The organism is Rubinisphaera margarita (genome assembly GCF_022267515.1).
Lineage (GTDB): Bacteria > Planctomycetota > Planctomycetia > Planctomycetales > Planctomycetaceae > Rubinisphaera > Rubinisphaera margarita.
The window spans coordinates 356,707-377,571 of record NZ_JAKFGB010000009.1 but is presented as its reverse complement, the minus strand read 5'-3'; the positions used below and the strand labels follow the sequence as shown (position 1 = coordinate 377,571).

General features: G+C 58.9%; 15 protein-coding genes. 12 read left to right on the top strand and 3 right to left on the bottom strand.

The genetic code is table 11. The features are described from left to right. The first annotated feature begins 44 nt into the window (after positions 1-44). The 4 genes from L1A08_RS04850 to L1A08_RS04835 all read left to right on the top strand — a co-directional run bounded on the left by L1A08_RS04850 (position 45) and on the right by L1A08_RS04835 (position 3,458). The gene (locus L1A08_RS04850) at positions 45-641 is read left to right on the top strand and encodes a nitroreductase family protein (protein ID WP_238754825.1); all 597 of its coding nucleotides are present in this window, start codon (positions 45-47) and stop codon (positions 639-641) included. Positions 642-745: 104 nt separating this feature from the next. After that, positions 746-1,480, top strand: coding sequence for a hypothetical protein (locus L1A08_RS04845; RefSeq protein WP_238754823.1), 735 nt, complete (start codon positions 746-748; stop codon positions 1,478-1,480). 61 nt (positions 1,481-1,541) lie between these two features. Continuing rightward, positions 1,542-2,459 (top strand): hypothetical protein, encoded by a 918-nt coding sequence (locus L1A08_RS04840; protein WP_238754821.1) that lies wholly within the window; start codon positions 1,542-1,544, stop codon positions 2,457-2,459. 45 nt (positions 2,460-2,504) lie between these two features. Then, complete coding sequence (locus L1A08_RS04835; RefSeq protein ID WP_238754819.1) at positions 2,505-3,458, top strand: DUF1559 family PulG-like putative transporter; 954 nt, start codon at positions 2,505-2,507, stop codon at positions 3,456-3,458. A gap of 220 nt (positions 3,459-3,678) precedes the next feature. Here the strand turns inward: L1A08_RS04835 and L1A08_RS04830 are convergent, their stop codons facing one another. Continuing rightward, positions 3,679-3,993, bottom strand: coding sequence for a hypothetical protein (locus L1A08_RS04830; RefSeq protein WP_238754817.1), 315 nt, complete (start codon positions 3,991-3,993; stop codon positions 3,679-3,681). 472 nt (positions 3,994-4,465) lie between these two features. On the opposite strand from L1A08_RS04830, the gene L1A08_RS04825 reads away from it, so the two are divergent. Continuing rightward, positions 4,466-6,379 (top strand): protein kinase domain-containing protein, encoded by a 1,914-nt coding sequence (locus L1A08_RS04825; RefSeq protein WP_238754815.1) that lies wholly within the window; start codon positions 4,466-4,468, stop codon positions 6,377-6,379. A 30-nt stretch (positions 6,380-6,409) separates the two neighbouring features. On the opposite strand, the gene rnc is transcribed toward L1A08_RS04825, so the two are convergent. Beyond that, on the bottom strand, positions 6,410-7,189 hold the full coding sequence (gene rnc, locus L1A08_RS04820) for a ribonuclease III (RefSeq protein ID WP_238754813.1): 780 nt from the start codon (positions 7,187-7,189) through the stop codon (positions 6,410-6,412). Between the two features lie 634 nt (positions 7,190-7,823). Here rnc and L1A08_RS04815 point away from each other — a divergent pair. The 6 genes from L1A08_RS04815 to L1A08_RS04790 all read left to right on the top strand — a co-directional run bounded on the left by L1A08_RS04815 (position 7,824) and on the right by L1A08_RS04790 (position 18,078). Beyond that, a complete protein-coding gene (locus L1A08_RS04815; protein ID WP_238754811.1) occupies positions 7,824-9,317 on the top strand; it encodes a Do family serine endopeptidase in 1,494 nt (497 codons plus the stop codon). A 655-nt stretch (positions 9,318-9,972) separates the two neighbouring features. After that, on the top strand, positions 9,973-12,405 hold the full coding sequence (locus L1A08_RS04810) for a DUF748 domain-containing protein (RefSeq protein WP_238754808.1): 2,433 nt from the start codon (positions 9,973-9,975) through the stop codon (positions 12,403-12,405). Between the two features lie 445 nt (positions 12,406-12,850). Next, positions 12,851-14,404, top strand: coding sequence for a hypothetical protein (locus L1A08_RS04805; RefSeq protein WP_238754806.1), 1,554 nt, complete (start codon positions 12,851-12,853; stop codon positions 14,402-14,404). Between the two features lie 117 nt (positions 14,405-14,521). Continuing rightward, positions 14,522-15,331 (top strand): hypothetical protein, encoded by an 810-nt coding sequence (locus tag L1A08_RS04800; protein ID WP_238754804.1) that lies wholly within the window; start codon positions 14,522-14,524, stop codon positions 15,329-15,331. A 730-nt stretch (positions 15,332-16,061) separates the two neighbouring features. Continuing rightward, positions 16,062-17,228: a lipid-A-disaccharide synthase gene (gene lpxB, locus L1A08_RS04795; RefSeq protein ID WP_238754802.1), complete on the top strand. Its 1,167-nt coding sequence runs from the start codon at positions 16,062-16,064 to the stop codon at positions 17,226-17,228. A 124-nt stretch (positions 17,229-17,352) separates the two neighbouring features. Continuing rightward, the gene (locus tag L1A08_RS04790) at positions 17,353-18,078 is read left to right on the top strand and encodes an SDR family oxidoreductase (RefSeq protein WP_238754800.1); all 726 of its coding nucleotides are present in this window, start codon (positions 17,353-17,355) and stop codon (positions 18,076-18,078) included. 233 nt (positions 18,079-18,311) lie between these two features. Here the strand turns inward: L1A08_RS04790 and L1A08_RS04785 are convergent, their stop codons facing one another. Then, complete coding sequence (locus L1A08_RS04785; RefSeq protein ID WP_238754798.1) at positions 18,312-19,187, bottom strand: ThuA domain-containing protein; 876 nt, start codon at positions 19,185-19,187, stop codon at positions 18,312-18,314. A gap of 183 nt (positions 19,188-19,370) precedes the next feature. On the opposite strand from L1A08_RS04785, the gene L1A08_RS04780 reads away from it, so the two are divergent. Then, positions 19,371-20,822: a sulfatase-like hydrolase/transferase gene (locus L1A08_RS04780; protein ID WP_238754796.1), complete on the top strand. Its 1,452-nt coding sequence runs from the start codon at positions 19,371-19,373 to the stop codon at positions 20,820-20,822. Positions 20,823-20,865 lie beyond the last annotated feature (43 nt).

Sequence of the window (20,865 nt, the reverse complement as noted above, 5' to 3'; positions counted from 1 at the left end):
GCATCCGGGCAAGGAATGTCTGTCCCACTTTTGAAAGTTGAACCATGACGTCCCATCCCGATCCTCTACAGGTTCGCAAAGCTGACCATCCGATTGAAGAGTTGTTCCTGCGGCGCTGGTCCCCGCGGGCGATGTCGGGGGAGTCGCTTCCGGAAGCTCAGTTGCTCTCGCTGTTCGAGGCGGCTCGCTGGGCTCCGAGTACCTATAACGAACAGGAGTGGCGGTTTCTGTACGCTCATCGCGACAGCAAACATTGGGCGACGTTCTTCAACCTGCTGCTGGAGGCGAACCAGACGTGGTGCAGGAATGCAGCCGTGCTCGTGCTCGTCGTTTCGCACAAGGTGTTCGCGAGGAACGGCAAACCGAATCCGGTGCACACCTTCGATGCCGGAGCCGCGTTCGAGAATCTGTGCCTCCAGGGGGCGGCCATGGATCTGGTGGTGCATGGGATGGCGGGATTCAACCGGGGGAATGCCCGCCGCGAGCTCAAGGTGCCCGATGACTACGAAGTCGAAGCGATGATCGCCATCGGTCAGGCGGGAGATCCCGAACAGTTGCCGGAAGAACTGCAGGCACGGGAAGCTCCCTCAGGACGGAAGCCCGTGGGCGAGATCATTTGTGACGGTCCGTTTTCCTTCTGAAAGGGCGTCGTTTATTGATTTCGCGACCGTCTCTGTGCAGAATCGAGTGATCACCCTTTTGATCTCTACTTCCGCTGACTGAATGTTCTGCAAGGAGAGCTTTCATGATCCGTCTGATCCTTCTCGCCGCCGTGGCGCTATCGACCGCCAGTCTGGCCTATGCCGCCGCTCCGATCGCTCCGGCCAAAGTCGTTTCAGTCGACCTGCTGGTTGCCGGTCTGGAACAGAAAATGGAAACCCTGGGCGAACTGCTCGCTGATCCCGAAAAGTACGACGACAACGAAGAGTTTGTTGTCCGAGCGGGAGGCGTGATTGCCGTGCTGTCTCAGGCCCTGATTGAACACGATGAGAGCAGCAAGTCAAAAATCGCCGCTCCCGCTCTGCGCGATATCGGTCTCGGCCTGCAGGATTATGTCGGCCACGAAGAAGCCTCGGATCTGTACCAGCAGGCTCAGTCCGCGATGAAAGGCGAAGCCGAAGGCGAGCACGAAAAGGACCATCCCTGGGATGAACTGATCGGCATGTACGAAATGATGGAAGAGATGAACGATCGCAACGGGGGCCTGTCCCGTTCGCTGCGACGTTCCCGCGGCAAGGTCGAAGAACAGCTGAACGCCTCGACCAACGCCGTGCTCTCGATCGCCATGCTGGCCGACCACAGCTACCTCGAAGACGAAGACCAGGCCGAACAGTGGGACGAGTGGTCGAAGCAGTGCATTGAAGCGATGAAGGGACTGACGAAAGCGATCGAAGAGAAAGATCAGACGAAGATCGCCGAGTTCTACAAGGCCGCCAATCGTGCCTGCGATCAGTGTCATGAAGTTCACCGGGCGGAATAGTCTGTCTCTGCACAGCGTCCGTTAACCGCGTTGTTCGTTTCAACCTTAAGGAGCGATTGGGATGAGTCAATCAGGCTGGCGGAACGTTACGGTGATCGTGATGCTCGGAATCGGCCTGATGTGGAGCTCGCTGCAGGGTCAGTCTCGACGGTCCTCGCGGTCTGCACAGAGGATTGCCGAGCGAACCCGTTCTTCGCTGCAGGAACAGATTCCCCAGGCCGTTGAAACGCTTCGCGAAGACTACGATGAATTCGCGGCTCAGTATCTGTCTGCCGATTTCCGGGAGCGACACTCCCAGCCGCTCTCGGACTCCGAACAGCAGCGGCTTACGAAGGTGCTGCTGCAGTTTGTCGAGGCTCCCGTCTCGGTCAGTCCAGACGGAAAGGACGCGATCGCTGCTGTTGAGATCAGCTCGGACGCAGCCGCCGCACTGGAACCGCCCGAACCGGTGAAGCCTCCAGGCACCTCGGAGACATCATCATCGGCGCCGGGCTATGGCGAAGATCTTGACAAGGCGATCCGCCAGATGATCGCTGCTCTGGAAGCGCGCGAATTCACAAGCTTTATCCGCCATACCTACCCCCTGGCCGAGTTGAAACAACTGAAAGAGTCCGATCAGCTCGACCTCCAGGCCGAGTACTATTCCGGCAATCCGGGACTGACCGCCCTGCTCGTCGCCGACCTGAGAAAGATGCTGGCTCTGGAGCCCGAACTCGAATCTGATACCGGCAGAGAACTGGCGCTCTACAAAGTGCCGACAGCCCCCCCCGCGGATGCCAAACCGTTCAGTCCGACTCCGAACGACCGGCTCGTCATTCTCGAGAACGTCGCCGGCCACTGGCGGTTCCACGATGGGAATGCCGAGGTTCGCGAAGAGATGCTGAAACAGCGAGCCGGCGTGAGAGGCGAAGACGAGATCTATTTGTACTGGTCCCGCACGGAAGAAGGCTGGCGGATCGATCAGATTCCGTTCTTTTAAACCGCTGGCGAGTTCCCCATCGTTCCCCAGTCAGGAAGCCCGAAGATGTCGTGCGACACGCTCAAACCAGGACGAAACCGCCCGGCCGGTTTCACGGTGCTCGAGTTCCTCATCGTGCTCGGGATTGTCGTTGTCATCACGACACTTCTGCTCCCGGCCGTTCAGGAAGCGCGGATGCAGGCGCGGGAATCTCAGTGCAAGAACAACCTGAGGGCGCTGGCCATCGCGATGCACAATTACCACGACGTGCATCAAACATTTTCACCCGGGTGGATTAACCCGACAGGGGAGGCTCAGTCTCCGGCGGGATTCGGCTGGCAGGTTTTCCTTCTTCCCTACCTGGAAGAGCCCCGCCTCTACGACCAGATTGGGGAGGGGATGCGGGTGCCTCGCGAAGAATCCGCGTTCGACCAGGTCGACCATCAGCTACTGAAAGCCGAGCTCTCGCAGTATCGCTGCCCGGCGGATCCGACGCTCGGGACGAACTCAATGCGGGGCGACTGGGGAACGTCGAACTATTCGGGCAACTTTGGTTCGCTCGCGCCGCCACGACCGGGCAGCCTGACCGCGTCGGTCTTCTGGCCGGGAGCCGCACCGACTCCCTCCATGAGAGCGCTTCCCCCTCGCGTGACTGGCCTGTTCGGCTGGAACAGTAAGATTCGCTTCCGCGACATTTTGGACGGAATGAGCAACACGATCATGTTGGGCGAACGATCGGTCTCGAGTGCCGCCGGCATCTGGCCGGGAGTGCGATCGAACAGTACGGAATCGGATCAGGTGACAGACACCGCGTTTGGACATGAACCGAACGCGCATGCCGATGCCTTTTCGAGTCGACATCGCGGCGGCGTTCACATCGCGCTGGCCGATGGGGCGGTCCTGCTGCTCAATGAGAACGTCGATTCTCACCCTCAGGGCGGGACGTATCAATTGCTCGGCAATCGCGACGACCGCCAGGTGCTGGGAGAGATTCCCACGCTCGACCGAAGGCGTCCATGACACCCGGGGTCACTGCCCGGCACTAAAACTGTTCTGCGCTGAAGAGGAACCGGATCGAGGGCGTCAGACTCGTTTCGGCCAATGCCGATCGAAGTGCCGGAATCCCTCAAGCTCTCCGCTCTTCATTTCGGAAGAGCGATCGACAGCCGTAGCCTGCCGGAAGGCGACTTCCGTGTCGACTTCATCAGCAGCAATGGCCCGGCCTGGCCCGCGGATTCGATTAATAGGTCGGCAGTGGATCCATCGCGTAAGCGGTCGTCGTGTATGGCGACTGCGGCGTGCCGTAGACCGGGTAGCCGTAGGCCGTCGGGCCGTTTCCTGGAACGCCGAGATTCACGCTCGAACCAGTCGGGCTGTAGTAGCCACCGCCGCCGGTTGGGGCACCATAAACACCTCCGCCACCAATGGGCGCCGGGCAACCCGTGTTGCAGCCACCACCACAGGCAGGAGCATAGCCGGCACATCGAGACCGGAAGCAGCCGACGGTGGACGTGAGGAGAAGACAGGTGATCGCGAGTGTGGTCAGGCGAGTCATTTCAGAAATCCTTTTGAGAAGGGGCGAGTCGCGAGATCAATGATTTCGCGGCTCCAGTTTCAGGGTCTGAGATTTGTGATGCGGGATCCGCATCTCATCAGGAAGGGTCGGTCGACAGTTGCCTCACAGTCCGACTGCAACGCGTCCGTCTCGTTGAGGCGGCAAAGTACGAGAACGCCTGCAATTGAGCAACGGAACTTTTTGCAATTCACATTTGCGTCGAGATTTCGATTCAAGTTTCGAGTCCCGACAGCCGAATCGCCTGTTTTTCCAGTGTTTTTCGCTCGTTCACCGCTGCGAACGCATCCCTTGTAAGCGTTACAATCCGCAGCCATGTTGCACTTCCGGAACGAACCGTTGCTGTCCGTCAACCCTGAATCGACGCCGTGAACTACGTTTGAGCGTCCAATGGCGCCGTGTCCGCGCATTCGCCATTCGACCTTCGAGGATGGATTTAACGGACTCAGGACGTATGACTCCGCAACGTGATGCACAGAAAGTCGACTGGACCGAGATTCGCTCTCGGCTGCTTCCCGATGATGCCGAATCGCTACTTCCTCAGATGTGGAAGATGCCGGTTCTGCCGCATTCGGTCTCGCAGTTTCTGCTCCAGGCCAATCGCCCCAACTACGACACCAAAGTCCTGACCAGAATTCTGGAAGAGGACACCACGCTGACATGCGAACTGCTGAAGCATGTCAACTCCTCGACCTATGGCCTGCGACATCGCGTAACGTCGGTGCGGATGGCATTGACGACACTCGGCATTCGTCGCGTGAAGATGCTCATCCTTACCGCAGCCGTGCAGTCGACCGTCCGTAAATTCAACTCGCATCTGTTCGATCTGCATCAGTTCTGGGCCGACAACCTCGAACGGGCGAAGTTTGCCCGGGAAGTCGCCAGAACGCTCGATGCCGATCCCGATCTGTCCTTCACCGGAGCGATGCTGCAGGACTTCCTGCTGCCCGTACTCAGCCACGCCCAGGCGAAGGATTATGTCAGCTACTGGGAAGATGCGAATCGCCGCTCCGCAGATCTGGTGGACTACGAGCAATCCCGCTTCGGCGTCAATCACGCTCAGGTGGCCGGAATCTGTCTGATGAAATGGAACGTGCCGGACGAGCTGGTCTGTGCCGCGCTCTGCCATCACATGGACTACCATCAGCTTGAAACCATGGGACTGCTGGGGACGCACATTCATGCCGTCGCGGCTTCGTCGCTGATCCCGGTTCGCATTCCCCAGCATCGCACTCCGGCGATCCCCCTTTCCGAATGGGACCAGAACGACAACTCGTTCGAACTGTTCCAGATTGCTGAGAAGGTTGACGAGGATTACACGAACGAGCCGGGCAGCAGCGATCGCCAGCCGCTGGCCGACCGGATCGAACAATGCCTCACTAAACATCTGCAGGGACGGACGATTCAGGATTCTTTGATCAACCGTCAGTTCGGACACTTCGTGCTCGAACACTGCATCGGCATCGGAGCCAGCGGTTCGATTTTCCGCGCCCGGCATACAATGATGAATCGGCCGGCAGCCGTGAAAGTGCTCAACAATCAGGATCTGAGCACCTCCGACATCGCCCGCTTCGAACGCGAAGTTCAGATGACGAGCCGGCTCAGTCATTCCAATACCATCTCGATCTACGACTTCGGACGCACAACGGACGGACTGTTCTACTACGCCATGGAATACGTCCGCGGGCTTTCTCTGAAACAGCTCGTGCAACTGCACGGGCCCCAACCGGCAAGTCGCGTCATTCACATCCTGACGCAGATCTGCGGCTCACTTGATGAGGCTCACCGGAACGGACTGATCCACCGGGACATCAAACCGGAGAACGTCGCGATCTCCCAGCGTGGTCCCCATCACGATCACGTCACCGTGCTCGACTTCGGACTCGTGGTCGATCTGCAGGAAGCCGTCGCGCCCGGATCGAAGGGCATATCGGGAACGCCGCTCTACATGGCCCCCGAAGCGATCGATTCCCCCGGCAGCGGACAGACCGCAAGCGATCTGTATGCCATCGGAGCCGTCGGCTACTACCTGCTGACAGGCCAGCCGCTCTACACGGGCAACGACGCGATCGATATCTGTCTGAAGCAACTCTCCGAGGTTCCGCTGGAACCGTCGAAGCGACTCGGGCAACCGATCGCAGCCGACGTCGAAGCGCTGGTCATGCAATGCCTCGACAAGTCGCCGCAGAAGCGGCCGAAGTCGGCGATGGAACTGGCCCGGCAGCTGACGCTCTGCGCAGATGCCCCGGTCTGGACGCCCGATCTGGCACGGAACTGGTGGAACGACAACGCCGATCTGCATCCATTCGATCAGCCGTTGCAGTCTCAGGACGCGACGATGATCGTCGACATGGGCGACACGGTTTAAGAGCCGATCGCGCAGGCGATCCACGTCGGATCAGTTCTGCTCTTCGGCTCCGCAGCCCTGAGTCGCCCCGTCCTCCCCCGCTTCATCGCTGTAAGGAATCGGCTGGCCCTGCAGACTGCGGAGAGCATTGAGGGCGGCCTTCTGCTCGGCTTCCTTCTTATTGCTGCCCCAGGCAGGCGGAAAACGGGTCTCTCCGACGACCGCTGAGACCAGAAAGCACTTGGAGTGATCCGGACCGGTTTCCTCGATCAACGTGTAAGTGGGCGTCTCGCCGTGGTACCGCTGTGTGTAATGCTGGAACTGGCTCTTCGAATTCCGGATATGCTCGGTTTCGGCGGCATGATGGATGAGGTGCTCCAGATTTCGATTGATGAAATTGAAAGCCGCCTCATAACCCCCGTCGAGATAGATCGCTCCGATCAGTGATTCGAACACCCCGGCGAGCACCGACGACGGAATCTCCGGAGACTGATGCAGGCCCTTGCTGAGATGAATGAAGTTCTCAAGGCCCAGCGACAACGCCACCTGCGCACAGGCGGTCCGGCTGACGACTTCCGACTTCATCTGCGTGAGGTGGCCTTCCTCATCGACCGGAAACAGTGAGTAGAGTCGATCGCAGACGACGGCTCCCAGGATCGCATCGCCCAGGAACTCCATCCGCTCGTTGGACTGCAGACGAGTCTGCGCAATCGAGGCGTGTGTCAGGCTGATCTGGAGCAGGCGTTTGTCGACGAAGACATAATCCAGCGCCGCTTCGCAGGCTTCGAGATGCTCGGGATTCAGGGGAGTCGACTCGGAATCGGCAGCCATAGTGTTCTTAAGCGAGGGGCACCCCTTCGTGAGAGTGCGGAAAAATCGAAAACAGCGTGCGCACAGGCATCGCCATCGAAAAATTTTACGAAATCAACAAACCGTTGGACAGGCTTAATTGCCGGGCTCCTCAGATAACGGGCAATCTGAACGGACCAGACTGTCGTGCGGAGAACCGGGTCCACTCACGTTCAGTTTCTCTTCCCGCCGAGCTCCTAAACGGCTGGGACAGGCGACGATTTCTGCGTATGCCGGGAATGGGGAACTCCCCGATCGTTGACCGGGGGTGCCCAGGGGGATACACGTTTTCAGCCGCCTCGAACTGCGGGATTGACCTTGAGGATGAGCCAGAATCGTCTACAACAAAAGAAGTTCTGAAGAAAATCCTCCAGCGCATGGCCGTCGACCTTCGTAAAAAGGAAGCAGCACGTTAACGCGGCGTGGTGATGGATCTGGAAGGCCTTCCGTCCTCCCCGCTGTCGCTTTCTGAAGCCTCGCGAGCTTCCCACCTGTCGGGGACTGAATCCCCGAGCCCGCCTGAGTCTTCAGCCGCACGAACACAACGCATCATGTCTTTCCACGAAAGGACACACAGATGGAATCAAGAGACCAGAAATCGCCTCGGAGATGGGGCATGTCACGCAGCGTGGCGGTCTGGAGCACGGGAGTTTCCTGTGTCTGCCTGGCGATCGCTGCCGCTGTATCAATCGGACAGATTCAGGAAGCCCCGTCCGTTCGCGATGCTGAGACCTACACGGCTCGGGATCTGGCGACCAGCTTCCGCACGATCGCCAAGGAAACGTTTCCTGGCATTGTCGCCATCGAAACCCGTGGCGTCGCCACCGTGCAGACGCAGGGTGGACTCGACCTGGAAGAACTCTTCAAGGGCGATCCGCGGTTCGAGCGGTTCTTCAAGAACATGCCCGAACAAGAATCACCACGCCGCCGCGTCGTTCCTCAGGGACAGGGCTCGGGATTCATCATTGACCCCAAAGGCTTCATCCTGACGAACAATCACGTGGTCGAAGGAGCCGAGACGATCACCGTTCGCCTTCACGACGGGCGTGAGTATCAGGCGGAACTCATCGGAACCGACAGCCGGTCCGATGTGGCCGTGATTAAGGTCGATGCGCCGGACCTCGAAGCGATCCCGCTGGGCGACAGCGAGAACGTTGAAGTCGGCGACATCGTGCTCGCCTTCGGCAGCCCGTTCGGACTCGAGCTGACGATGACCCAGGGCATCATCAGCGCCAAAGGTCGCGGTCCGGGCATTAATGAACGCGAAGACTATCTGCAGACCGATGCCGCCATTAACCCGGGGAACAGCGGGGGACCGCTGATCAACCTGCGTGGCCAGGTGATCGGTATCAACACCGCGATTTCGTCCCGTAGTGGCGGCTACGACGGGGTCGGCTTCTCGATCCCCATCAACATGGCGAAGTGGATCGCCGATCAGATCATGGAATCGGGTGAGGTGAAGCGGGCCTACATTGGCGTCGTGATTCAGCCGGTCAACAACGATCTGGCCAATCAGCTCGGCCTGAACGTCAACGAAGGCGCGATCGTTTCGCAGATCATGAAGGATTCGCCCGCTGACAAGGCCGGCCTCGAAACCGGCGACGTCATTCTGGAACTCGATGGCCGCCCGGTCGGCGGAACCCGCCAGCTTCAGGGAATCGTCGAGCAGTTGTCGGTCGGAAAGTCTTACCCGCTGTCGATCTATCGCAACGGGAAAGAAAAAGAACTGACAATCTCGATGGCCCAGATGCCTCAGGATCTGGCTCTGCGGGGTGGCGATCCTTCAACTTCGAACCGGGAAGAAGAAACGGAAAGTGTTTCCGTGGAAGATCTTGGCGTGGAGGTTCAGGAACTCACTAAGGATCTGGCCGAACAGTTCGGCTACTCCGACGATGTCGCCGGCGTGGTCATCTCTTCGGTTGAACCAAACAGTGTCGCCGAACTGAATAATCTGCGAGCTGGCGAAGTGATCGAGAAGGTCGGTTCGCAGCGGGTGAAGTCGGTCGACGATTTCACCGCCGCGATCGAAGACGCTGATCTCGCTGAAGGCGTGCTGATGCTCGTCCGACGAGGTCCATCGAGCCGGTTCGTGGTTGTGAGGTCGAGGTAAGGAATTCGCTGAGTGTGTTGACGCTGTGAGTCAAACGCTCTCGTGCCGGGAGTGAACCATCTTTTGGTGGTTCACTCCTTTTTTGATGCGCGGCCTGTCCCCTTCGAAGGCGGAACATCGTTTTCCAGAGTGTTCCGAGGTTGTGGCAATGTCTGCTGAAACCTCTCATCAACAAAAACACGATTGAAAGATCATAGGAGACTCACAATGAACACTCTCAACACCAAAACGTCGGGAACGAAAATGGTCCGCGAAGTCCAGCAGCTGCGATCGAACAAACAGACGCCTCAGGGACGCTGTTGCAGCTCATGTCGCAGCTGTCGCTCCTGCCGAAGCTGTGTCAGCTGCCGGAGTTGTCGCAGCTGCCGTTGCCACTGATTGTTGACGAAATCCGCATCCAGCCGGCCGGAGCTCATTGCCCCGGCCGGCTTTCTCTTTATTATTCCCGGAGTTACGTTCACACAAACATTCACCGAACACCAGGATTCGTGGCTCCCGGGAAGGCTCCCGGTCGACGACTCATCTTGATTTTCACCAGAGCAGCCCAGAAGATTGCAGTTAGGAACACGCAATGCTGATTTCCCCGGCGGGAACAGTCACTACAACCACCCCTCCCGGCTTGAGGCGGTGGCGGACAGCAGAGGGAGCGGAGCTCATGGTGCAGGTGAACATCGAACGACACAACTGGTCGGACAATGACACCGTCGAAAAAGACGAGCCCAGACGCCGTCCTCGCTGGAAGCGGTGGCTGATCGGCACGGCCGTGCTCCTCGTCTGCTGCCTGGTGGGCGTTGTCGCGCTGCTGCCGCAGATTCTTTCTTCAGAATCGGTGAAGAAGCAGATCGCCGATTCGCTGATGCGCGAGTTCAACGGCAAACTCACGATTGGCGATGCCGATCTGGCCTGGTGGCGACCCGCTCAACTCTCGAAGGTGACTGTTCAGGACGATTCCGGCGATCCGCTCGCCACAATCGGTTCAGCCGAAGTCAACACGCCCCTCTGGAAGATGTTCTGGCCGAGCAGCGCTCCGCTCGAACTCAAAATCACCAGGCCGGAATTTGTCTACGAGATCAACACGTACGGCCAGACCAACTGGGACCGCGTGTTTGGTCGCTCCGACGAAAAGGGGCCGTGGAAATGGCCTGAGATGAAGCATGGCGGCCAGCCGCTCCGCATTCGCATCGTCGATGGCAAGGTGACCGTGCGCGATAACGTTTCGGAACGGACGATTGAAACCGAGAACATCGAGATCCAGCTGGAGAAGTCGACCCGACTGCTGGCCGGTCAACTGACTGGAGATACGCTCTTCAGTTCCCCCTCTCAAAAACGGGCCCCGGCCGGCCGCGTGGAAGCTGACTTCCAGCTCGCCATGGCCGACGGAAAGGTCACCGCTGGCGATGTGGAAGGCAAGATTGAAAAAACGCCGCTCGAGTTGATTCAACCCTGGTTGAATCAGGCCGTTCCTCATTTGCATCTGACCGCCGCCAATACCGATGGCAAGTTCGCCACTAAATGGTCGGGGTCGTTGAAAGAGGGCTTCAAGCTCGCCTTTGAAGGCACACTCTCGGCCACCGATCTCCTGATGCGGTCGACCGAATGGCTGCCCGATCAGGAATTGACCTCCACTTCGGTGACGGGAACGGTCAGCATCGACAATACACTTCCCACGGCTGCCGGCAAGTTCGACATCGATTGCCTCCTTGAGAATTGCGTTGTTTCGCCTTTTCGGGAATCAGAAAACGAACCGGCTGAACCGGTCCCCGCCGAGGATCTGTTCGCCCCGCTCTCAGCCGACGAGCGTGAAGACGCCGAGCCTGAATCCGAACCGGTTGAACTGGGACGGGTCCGCCTCGTTTCCACGGGTGTGATTGAGACCTCGAAACGGAATCTCGAACTGACACGTTTCGACTTTTCGACCGATCCGTGGCAGATGGAAATGGCCGGCACCATTGCTGACTGGGTACTCGACCCAGTGGTCGATATCGAAGGGACGAGCCAGGGAAACATTCACCCCCTGCTCTGCATCGCCTTCCCGGGCATTCGGCAGGCCATCGAAGTCGATCAACTGGCTCCCGATGAGTTCGCCATCCATGGTCGCATCCGCACTGCTCCCCCCGAGCAGCCGGAAGGAGCTGAAGGCGAGCCGATCGATTCCACCGCTCCTGCTCCGCTCACCTCCTCGGCCAAAGCCTCGCCGTTCGACGAAGCCGAGGAAGAACGCGAACCGACCAACAAAGAACTTCCCCTGTCAGCGGTCGCTCTCTGGTCCTGGGGCGAGTTGAGCAGTTATGGCGTCGATTCCAAAAACGGAGAACTGTGGACCAAGCTCTCCGAAGAGACCCTCAAGATCGTACCGGTCGAAGTGCTGATCGGAAAGAACGGCTATTACAAAGGCGTCTCCCACATCCATCTCAAGCCGGGCGAACGAACGTTCGTGATGGAACCGGGCGTGATCCTCGAGAACGTTGAGTTTACGCGGGGCATGTGTCGCAGCTGGCTGAAGTATGTCTCCCCTCTGTTCGCGAACGCGACCGAACTGGAAGGCCGCTTTTCGCTGGAGATGAAATCCTTTGAACTCGACCTCGACACCGGCGAGCCGAAAAGCCTGCGGGGGATTCTCAAAGTTGACCATTGCCGCCTCGGGCCCGGCCCCATGGTGCAACAGGCGACCGCTCCAATTCTCGGCGTTGGCGGACTGGTCGGTCGCGATATCGATACCAGTCTGCTGGAGGGGGGAGCGAAGTGGCTTGAGATCCCCAAACAGGATGTCGAATTCACACGTCGGGACGACCGCATCTATCACGATCAACTTCTGTTCCGGAGAGGCGACATCAACGTTACCAGCGGAGGCTCCGTCGGACTCGACCAGACGCTCGATCTGACGATCCGCATTCCACTCAATCTGCTCCAGGATCAGACCGGCCCGCTCGCTCAGTTCCTGCGGAGCCAGCCGCTGGTGATTCGCATCGCCGGCACAATGGACAATCCGCAGATCACCGGCGGAGACCTGAGGAACTACGGTGCCGGTGCCGTCAACAGCCTTCTCCAGGGCATCCTCGAACGCCGCCGCAACCGACAGAACCGCTAACGACCTGGCCGAGAGCCCCAACTCGTAGCGACGCTATCTTGCCGCCGAAGGGACGTGGCTAATACGCCGGATGTTGAACGTCGTCTGAGCGATTCGCCCGCCATCATTCCAGACAACGCGCTCTCGGCGGCAGGATGCCGCCGCTACGGAGGAACTCCCGACGCGTCTCTCAGCAAGAGTCGTCATCTGCTCAGATCCGGCTTGCAATCTCGGTTTTGCTGACTGATAATCGGTGCAGGTCAGCCCCGGGTTCATCTCTTTCTGAGTCTTCTATTCCCTCCGTCGGCTGGCCGCATCGTCAATGCATCAGCATCAGATCTGGTGCGGGTCTCAGGCCGTAACTCTCTCAACGGACTCTCACTCAATCAACTCTCGCGCCGCGCGGCACTGCAGTCGCATGCGCGTTCGCTTCCCGCTTCGTTCTGAAGAAATCATGGAGAGACTGATGCGACGTTTGACGTTTCCGCTTTCGACCCTGCTGGTCGCCGTTCTGCTGAATCCGATATTCCTGTTCGCTGAGGACAACCCCGCGGAGAAGAGTGCGGACACGGAACCGGCCTGGGTCGCCGAGATCGAACGGAACCCGCTGCTCCCGCCGCCGGTCCATGCCGCCGCGGACGAAAAAGACAGGCATCTTCTGAACGAGCTCAATCAGCCGTCCCTTGCCGAGCTCCTGGAGATTCCGTTCTCGGAGTCACTGCAACTGCTGGGTGATGTGCACGACGTTCACATTCATCTCCAACACAGGAATCTGGAAGAACTTGGTCTCGATGCCCGGACCCCGATCGCCCTCACCCTTCCCGGTGAAACGTCGATCTCGATGCGTTCGACCCTGCACCATCAGCTCCGGCTGCTTTCTCCTGAAGTCACGTGGAATATTGTCGATGGCGATATCGTCGTCAGCACTTATGAAAGCAATCACGAGTTCTCCCAGGTTCGCGTTTATCCGCTCTCTTCGCTGCTGCTCGATTCGCCTGAGGAATACCGCTTTGAAGCCGGTCCGGAGAAACGACTCGACAGCCTCGTCCAAATTGTGAAAACGGCCAGTTCCGGATGGTGGGTCGATACCGACGGAGAAGGCGGACAGGCCCGACCGCTGAAGATGTCCTCGGGACATGGTATCGCTGTCCGACAGACACGGCCGGCTCAACAGGAGGTCGCCGTCCTGCTGACCGCTCTGGAATCGATCGAAGCAAGCCATCGCGAGGGGGCCGCCGAAGCGACGCTTTCTCAGCATCCGTTTTGCGGTTACGCGATGAATGTGGAACGACTGCTCCGGAAAGCCGAGTTCCGCATGCGGGACAAACTGCGGACGGAAGTCGAGGCGGACTTCATTGAGGTCTCGCTGCAGGAGGTTGTTGATTTCTATTCCGACTTCTTCCAGCTCCCCATCCGCATCGATCATCCTGCGATGGATGACGAGGGGATTCCGAACGATGCCGAGGTGACGTACTTCGGCAACCAGGAACTCCGTTACGTCCTCGACGGAATCCTCTCGCAGATCGACTGCGACTACTACTTCGATCACGAAATGCTCGTGATCGCCCCCGCGTATCGCTGCGATGAGATGATGTCGACCTGCGTTTACGATGTGACCGACCTGATCGCGGCGAATGAACTCGCCCCCGTCCCGAATCCTGCGGATCCAGACTCTGTCGTGGAAGAGGAAAACCGGAATCCTCAACCTCAGGGCACGGGGGGTGGCGGAGCCGGATTCTTCGATATGGGCAGCCCGGTCATCTCGCTCGAGCCCGCCTCTCTGTCGGTCGATCCGCCAGCACAGCGAACGCATGCCAGTCCATTGAAGAACGAGAACTCTCTCGTTGATGCCATTCTCCACACGACCTCCGGTGAATGGGAGACCATCGGCGGCTACGGCGGAACCGTCCAGTTCTACGAAACCGCCAACGCCCGCATGTTGATTGTCCATCAGAACCGTCGGACACAGGAAGAAATCGCTGAGTTGCTCGAAAGTATGCGGCAGTTGAAGGGGGAATAGTCGAGGAGCCTGAGTTCTCAAAACTTTCGTCATTTCCCGGGATTCTGGAGAAGAACGAGCCGCCAGTCTCGTTTCTTCTCCAGATGCGGGATTGGACAAGAACTTGGGAGAACTCAAATGAAAAAGATAGCAGGTCTGGGAATCGGACTGGCCGTTTTACTGGCCGTGGCAGGGTTTTCGTTCGCCGAGCTGGGCGAATATTCACAGGTCTTCCGCAACCGGGTCAACGGTGCGGTACATGATCGGATTCCGATGTCGGTCGATATCGATCGCATGGAAGTGCTGATTCGCAAGCTCGATCAGCAGGTCGAATCGCAGAAGTATCTGGTGGCGAAGGCGAACATCAGTCTGCAGGATGCGCGGATGGAACTGCAGCAGAAGCAGTCTGTCAGCGAAGGACTGCTGACCGAAATGCGGCACCTCCGCGGCTGGCTCGACACGAGCAGTTACGCCACGATTCAGGTCGGCTGCCACGAAGTCGGTCGGGATGATATTTCGACCGCCCTGAGGCACAAACTGGCGGCCTGGAAAGAAGCGACGGCGACCGCCGAAGCCTGTGCCGAAACCGTGGCTCAGCACGAGCAGGCTTGCGACGCTTTGAACCATCAGTTCACCGAATGGCAGTCGCAGCGGCAGTTGCTCACGCATCGTCTCGAAAAGCTGAAGGCGCAGTACCTGACGCAGCAGATGAAGCAGGAGTCGACGCCGGCTCTCGATCAGTCCGATCTGGCCCGGGCGACGGAACTGGCCGATTCGATCGAAAAGGAACTGCGAGTCGCGGAAGCTCAAGCCGCCCTCGGCACCACGCCGCTCGATCAAATCCTGAGTGACCAGCTGAACGCCAACACCGAGGACGTCGAAGCCGAGGTCGATGCCATTCTGGGCAAGAAACGGGAACCGACGACTCGAACCGCCCGCAGCCGCTGAGACGAGCGTGCGTTCGTGACGAGCGACAGAAAGCGGATCTGCTCCGGCGGGTCCGCTTTCTCTATTTCCACAGGCTCTTTCATCTTGCCTCCGGTATGAATGCTCAAGCGGTTGTGCCATGGCGCGACACGCATCATTGCGGCGGACGCTTAAGACAGTCCTCCTGTTGCCCGGAACGTGGAATGTATGACTCCGAGGGTTGTGACCAAAAGATGCAATAGACTGGCCATTTCTCGTAGCGAGGCGGATCGTGTCCCTTCGCCCCCTTTAGGGGGAGAAGGTGCCCGAAGGGCGGATGAGGGGGCGATCAACCAGCGATGCTCCATACAAGTAAGAATCAATGGCCTGTGGAGCATGTCGCCCGCATTTCCCCCTCACCCTAGCCCTCTCCCCCAAGGGGGCGAGGGAACTTACGTCCCCGGGCGCCTTCTAATCATTGCTCGACAATCTCCCTGGGTCGCATAAATCTGCGAAACCCTCGCCACAATAGATCCCACATTCCCTGCAACACAGAGATGAATCTCTGTGCCATCCTTTGCTCCCTGTCTCGAATGTCCTCAGTGGCATCGGCTGGCAAGCATGTCACCCGCATTCCCCCGCTTACCCTAACCCTCTCCCCCATGGGGCGAGGGAACAAGGTGGGCCTCCGCGCAACCGTATCTTGACCCATTCTCGGGAATCGCCGATAGTTCGGCTTCGAATCTTCAGAGCCAGGGCAAGGATGCGGGGCATGGAAATCTTCTTCTCAGTGGGCGAGCCGAGCGGTGATGAACATGCCGCTGCGCTGATTCAGCAGCTCAAAAAGCGAAATCCGAACGTCCGCTGCGTCGGTTATGGCGGCGAAGAGATGGCCGAAGCCGGCTGCGATCTTCACTTTCCGCTCACCACGATGGCCGTGATGGGCATCATGAAAGTGCTTCCCCTGCTCCGGAAATTCTGGGGGCTCGGTCAGGCGGCGAAGCGGTACTTCCGCGAACATCGCCCCGACGCCGTGGTCCTCGTCGACTTTCCCGGCTTCAACTGGTGGATCGCCCGATATGCTCATCAGGCCGGTATCCCGGTCTACTACTACATGCCGCCGCAACTCTGGGCCTGGGGCTCGTGGCGGGTCAAGCGGATGCACAAGTACGTCGATCACGTCCTCTCGGGCCTGACGTTCGAAACCGAATGGTATCAGCAGCAGGGCGTGCAGGCGAAATTCGTCGGGCATCCCTTCTTCGAAGAAGTCGCCGAGCACCCGGTTCCAGCGGAAACTCAGGCCGAGTTGCGCGGCGGTGCCTCTCAGGTCATCGGCATTCTACCCGGCTCCCGCACGATGGAAGTGACGATGAACTGGCCCGCCATGCTCGAATGCATGCGACGGCTGCATCAGTCCCATCCCGACTGCCGATTCGTGGTCGCCAATTACAAACCGCATCATCTCGAATTCTGCAAAGCCGAGCTTCAGAAGGCCGGCTACGATCTGCCGATCGAGTTTCACACCGGGAAGACATCCGAAATCATCGCTTCGGCCGACTGCTGCCTGATGGTCTCCGGCTCTGTCAGTCTGGAACTGCTCGCCCGGAACACGCCCGCCGTCGTCACCTATAAAGGCGGACTGGTCATGGGTACGCTGGTCAAGCTGCTGGTCGTCTGCAAATACATGACGCTGCCCAATCTCATCTGTGGTTACCAGATGCTGCCCGAGTTTCCGTACATGTCTGGCGAGCCGAAGGTCATCGACGAGATGACCGAGATCCTCGACAGCTGGCTGTCGCAGCCGGAGCTTCTGGCTGAAAAGCGTGACGAAATGCGGCAGCTCGCCGAGAAGATCACCGCTTCACAGGCCTCTGCCGTGACCGCATCGTATCTGCTGGAAACGATCGATCAGCCACGAACGCTTTCGCGGGCGGCTTAGCAGAGCGACCGGAATTGAATGGCGGGTCGTGGTCCGCTAGTGTGATGCTTCGCGGGTGATCCCCGCCACTGGCTCGGCCGGTGGGACGCTTTTCTTTTCAGCATTGCGAATACAGGTAGCTCAGATGTCACTGCAAGATCAGACGGCTGTTGTCACGGGTGGAGGTTCTGGAATCGGGGCGGCGATCGCCCGCAGTCTGGCCGATGCCGGCGTGAAGGTCGTGATCAGCGGACGGAACCTCGACAAGCTGAAAGCTGTGGCGGAGCACAACACCGACAAAATCATTCCGGTCGAAGGCGATGTCGCCGATCGCGACAGTGTGAAGGCGATGTTCGACACTGCGAACAAAGAGCTCGGCCAGATCGACATCCTCATTCAGGCCGCCGGCATCAACGTGAAGAACCGGATGATGCACAATCTCGATCCGGCTGATTGGGATCGGATGATGGACATCAACGGCACGGGCGCTTTCAACTGCATGCGAGCCGTGCTGCCGCAGATGCGGGAACGCAAGGCGGGCACCGTGATTACGATCTCATCCGTCGCCGGCATCCGGGCCGCTTCACTGGGGGGCGTCGGCTACAACGCCTCCAAGTTCGCCGTCACCGGCCTCGGCATTTCCGCCGGCGATGAAGAAAAAGACCACGGCATCCGTTTCACGAACATCTACCCGGGTGAAGTCGAGACGCCGATTCTGGAGCAGCGTCCCAACCCGGTCACCGACGAACACAAGGCCCGCATGCTGCAGCCGGAAGACGTCGCCGCAGCCGTGATGATGGTCCTGCAACTCCCACCCCGCGCCCGCATCCCCGAACTGACGATCGTTCCGCTGTATCAGTCGTTCGTGTAAGCGGGGGGCGTCGACGGGAAAACGCACTGCCAGCAGTGGCAGCCCGTGGAACGTTGAAGGATCGTGCACTCCGTAGGGGCCGCTGGGCGGACGCGGAATGCGTGTCGGATTCTCTTCCAGTGGTCAGTGCTTCACGGGACGACTGCGATGGAATCACTGAAGGACCAACGCACCCATCCTCTGTTTCGGAACGTCTAATACGCGTCCGCACAGCGGACCCTACGGGAGTGGACTTAGTTCTTTTTCTGGAATTTGGGGTCGGGTTCGGCGACGGGGTTGCCGATGACGATTGGCTTTTCGCCGGTTCCTTCGTAGCCTTTTTCCGGCTCGCCGTTCTTCTGCAGATGATCGGTCGCCCAGAGGACGCCGCGGGCGACGGTGTCGAGCCAGATGTCGTTGTTCATGGTTTCATTGTGATGCCCGAGGGAGGTGCCGAACATTTTGGTGCCGCCGAATTCGTTGGCCCAGATCACGACCATGTCGCGTTCTTCCTGAACGCTGTAAGCCGTCGCGAGCGGCGTGCAGTTGTCCCAGACGTGTTCGATGTTGTAGAGCTCGCCGTTCGGGGTGTCCCAGGTTTTCGGGAAGTCCTTCATGATCGGATGATCGGCCGCCTGATTGACCACCTTCAGCGAACGCTTCCCCTTGTCGTGTTTTCGGGATGTCACGCCGATCGCCTCGCGCCAGGAATCGGCTCCGCCCGTCGAATTGCGATAGCTGTGCAGTGCACAGTGAATAAACACGGCTGGCTTACCCATGTAATGAGCCGCGGCGATTGACTTCACGAACTCGTCATCGGTCACGCCGCCAAAGCATTCGTTGTGAACGATGATGTCGTAGTCATCGGCCCAGTTTTCCTTCTTGTAGATGGAGACCTGGTGGTCACGGCCGTCGCCCCCTTCGTGGGCGATGTCCCAGGAAATGCTGATCCGCTGGCTGAGCCCTTCGCTGATGATTCGCTTCTGATTTTCGTAGTCGTGGCAGCAGCCGCCGGTAATCAGCAGGCCCTTGAGTTTCGTCGGCTTCGCTCCGTCCGGCTCGGCTGCCTGAGCAGTGGGAAGCAGAGTCGTCAGGCAGAGAGCGGCCAGAGCGTACGGCAGGTGTCGCATCGAGTGAGTTCCTGAAAGTGGTGTCGTTGGCATGGAAGATCGGCCAGCATGCCATATTCTGGAAACAGGGGCAACGATGGGCACCTTGCTGGACAAAGAGCATCGATTGACGCCGCCGCAATGCTCCTCCATCATGAACCGCAACCCGTTCCGAGATTTTCATTCCCGTCTACGAGGAATCCGATGTCGCTCCATCACCGCCTGCTGCTCGGCTTGATTCTGATGCTGTTCGCCACGACCTCGGTCGAGGCCGCCGAACGTCCGAACATTCTGTTCCTGTTCGCCGACGATCAGCGAGCCGACGCCGTCGGAGCCTGGGGCAATCCGCATATTCAGACGCCGCATATCGACTCGTTGGTCAAGCAGGGCTACAGCTTTCGGAACAACTACTGCTTTGGCTCCGACAGCGGAGCGGTCTGCATTCCGAGTCGGGCGATGGTGCATTCCGGTCGGACCTGGATGCACTCCAACCATCAGATGAAGGGCGAAGTTACACTCGGCGAACTGCTGCGGAAGAATGGTTACGAGACCTTCGGCACCGGCAAATGGCACAACGGGGGACCGTCGCTGCTGCGAAGTTTCGACCGGGGTGAGAACGTCTTCATGGGCGGGATGTGCGATCACACCAGGGTCCCAATCTCAGAGATTGTCGATGGCAAACTGGTCTCTCACGGCATTCAGGAAAACGAATTCTCCAGCGAACAGTTCGCCGATGCCGCCGTGAAGTATCTGCAGACCCGCGATGAGCAGAAACCGTTCTTCGCGTATGTCGCGTTCACTGCTCCGCACGATCCGCGCAATCCGCCGGAGAAGTTTCGGGAGATGTACTACAGCAAGCGGCCGCCGCTGTCGGAGAATTTTCTCCCCCAGTTGAACTTCAACAACGGCAGCCTGGTCATTCGAGATGAGATGCTCGCCGCCTGGCCGCGGGATCCCAAAGTTGTGAGCGATCAGCTCTGCGAATATTACGGGCTGGTCTCGCACATGGATGAACAGATCGGCCGCATTCTGAAGGCTCTCGACGAAACGGGCGAACGGGACAATAGAATCATCGTTTACGCCGCCGATCACGGACTCGGCATGGGCAGCCACGGGTTGCTCGGCAAGCAGTCGGTCTTCGAACACAGCATGAAATGCCCGCTGGTCTTCGTCGGCCCGGGAATTCCGAAGAATGAATCGAGCGAGGCGTTCTCCTATCTGCTCGACATCTATCCGACGCTGTGCAATCTACTCGGCATCGAACCGCCAGACCGGGTCGAAGGGGAAAGCCTGGCCGGGATCTGGAAGGGAGAGACGAGCTCAGTCCGTGAGACCATCTTTCTGCCGTACCAGCAAACGCAGCGCAGTGTGCGGGACCAGCGCTGGAAGCTGTGTGTCTATCCGAAGATCAACTTTCAACAGCTGTTCGATCTGCAGAACGATCCTCACGAGCAGCACAATCTGGCCGACGATCCGAAATATGCGGCTCACAAGGAACGGCTGATGTCGAAACTCGAACAGTGGCAGGAGAAGATGGGTGATGAGACTCCGCTTTCGGTCGAGAAACCGGCTCCTCAGTTCATCGACCTGACCGGGCACAAGCGGTCGCCCGATTCGCATCAACCCGAGTGGATCGTCGAAAAATACTTCGAATAAGCCGTTCGCGCACAACAACGAATGACAACGAGTAAGTCTGGGA

Excerpts from the sequence above, each read along its gene's own strand:
- L1A08_RS04850 (WP_238754825.1), top strand. The coding sequence starts at position 45 with ATGACGTCCCATCCCGATCCTCTACAGGTTCGCAAAGCTGACCATCCG.
- L1A08_RS04845 (WP_238754823.1), top strand. The coding sequence starts at position 746 with ATGATCCGTCTGATCCTTCTCGCCGCCGTGGCGCTATCGACCGCCAGT.
- L1A08_RS04840 (WP_238754821.1), top strand. The coding sequence starts at position 1,542 with ATGAGTCAATCAGGCTGGCGGAACGTTACGGTGATCGTGATGCTCGGA.
- L1A08_RS04835 (WP_238754819.1), top strand. The coding sequence starts at position 2,505 with ATGTCGTGCGACACGCTCAAACCAGGACGAAACCGCCCGGCCGGTTTC.
- L1A08_RS04830 (WP_238754817.1), bottom strand. The coding sequence starts at position 3,993 with ATGACTCGCCTGACCACACTCGCGATCACCTGTCTTCTCCTCACGTCC.
- L1A08_RS04825 (WP_238754815.1), top strand. The coding sequence starts at position 4,466 with ATGACTCCGCAACGTGATGCACAGAAAGTCGACTGGACCGAGATTCGC.
- rnc (WP_238754813.1), bottom strand. The coding sequence starts at position 7,189 with ATGGCTGCCGATTCCGAGTCGACTCCCCTGAATCCCGAGCATCTCGAA.
- L1A08_RS04815 (WP_238754811.1), top strand. The coding sequence starts at position 7,824 with ATGTCACGCAGCGTGGCGGTCTGGAGCACGGGAGTTTCCTGTGTCTGC.
- L1A08_RS04810 (WP_238754808.1), top strand. The coding sequence starts at position 9,973 with ATGGTGCAGGTGAACATCGAACGACACAACTGGTCGGACAATGACACC.
- L1A08_RS04805 (WP_238754806.1), top strand. The coding sequence starts at position 12,851 with ATGCGACGTTTGACGTTTCCGCTTTCGACCCTGCTGGTCGCCGTTCTG.
- L1A08_RS04800 (WP_238754804.1), top strand. The coding sequence starts at position 14,522 with ATGAAAAAGATAGCAGGTCTGGGAATCGGACTGGCCGTTTTACTGGCC.
- lpxB (WP_238754802.1), top strand. The coding sequence starts at position 16,062 with ATGGAAATCTTCTTCTCAGTGGGCGAGCCGAGCGGTGATGAACATGCC.
- L1A08_RS04790 (WP_238754800.1), top strand. The coding sequence starts at position 17,353 with ATGTCACTGCAAGATCAGACGGCTGTTGTCACGGGTGGAGGTTCTGGA.
- L1A08_RS04785 (WP_238754798.1), bottom strand. The coding sequence starts at position 19,187 with ATGCGACACCTGCCGTACGCTCTGGCCGCTCTCTGCCTGACGACTCTG.
- L1A08_RS04780 (WP_238754796.1), top strand. The coding sequence starts at position 19,371 with ATGTCGCTCCATCACCGCCTGCTGCTCGGCTTGATTCTGATGCTGTTC.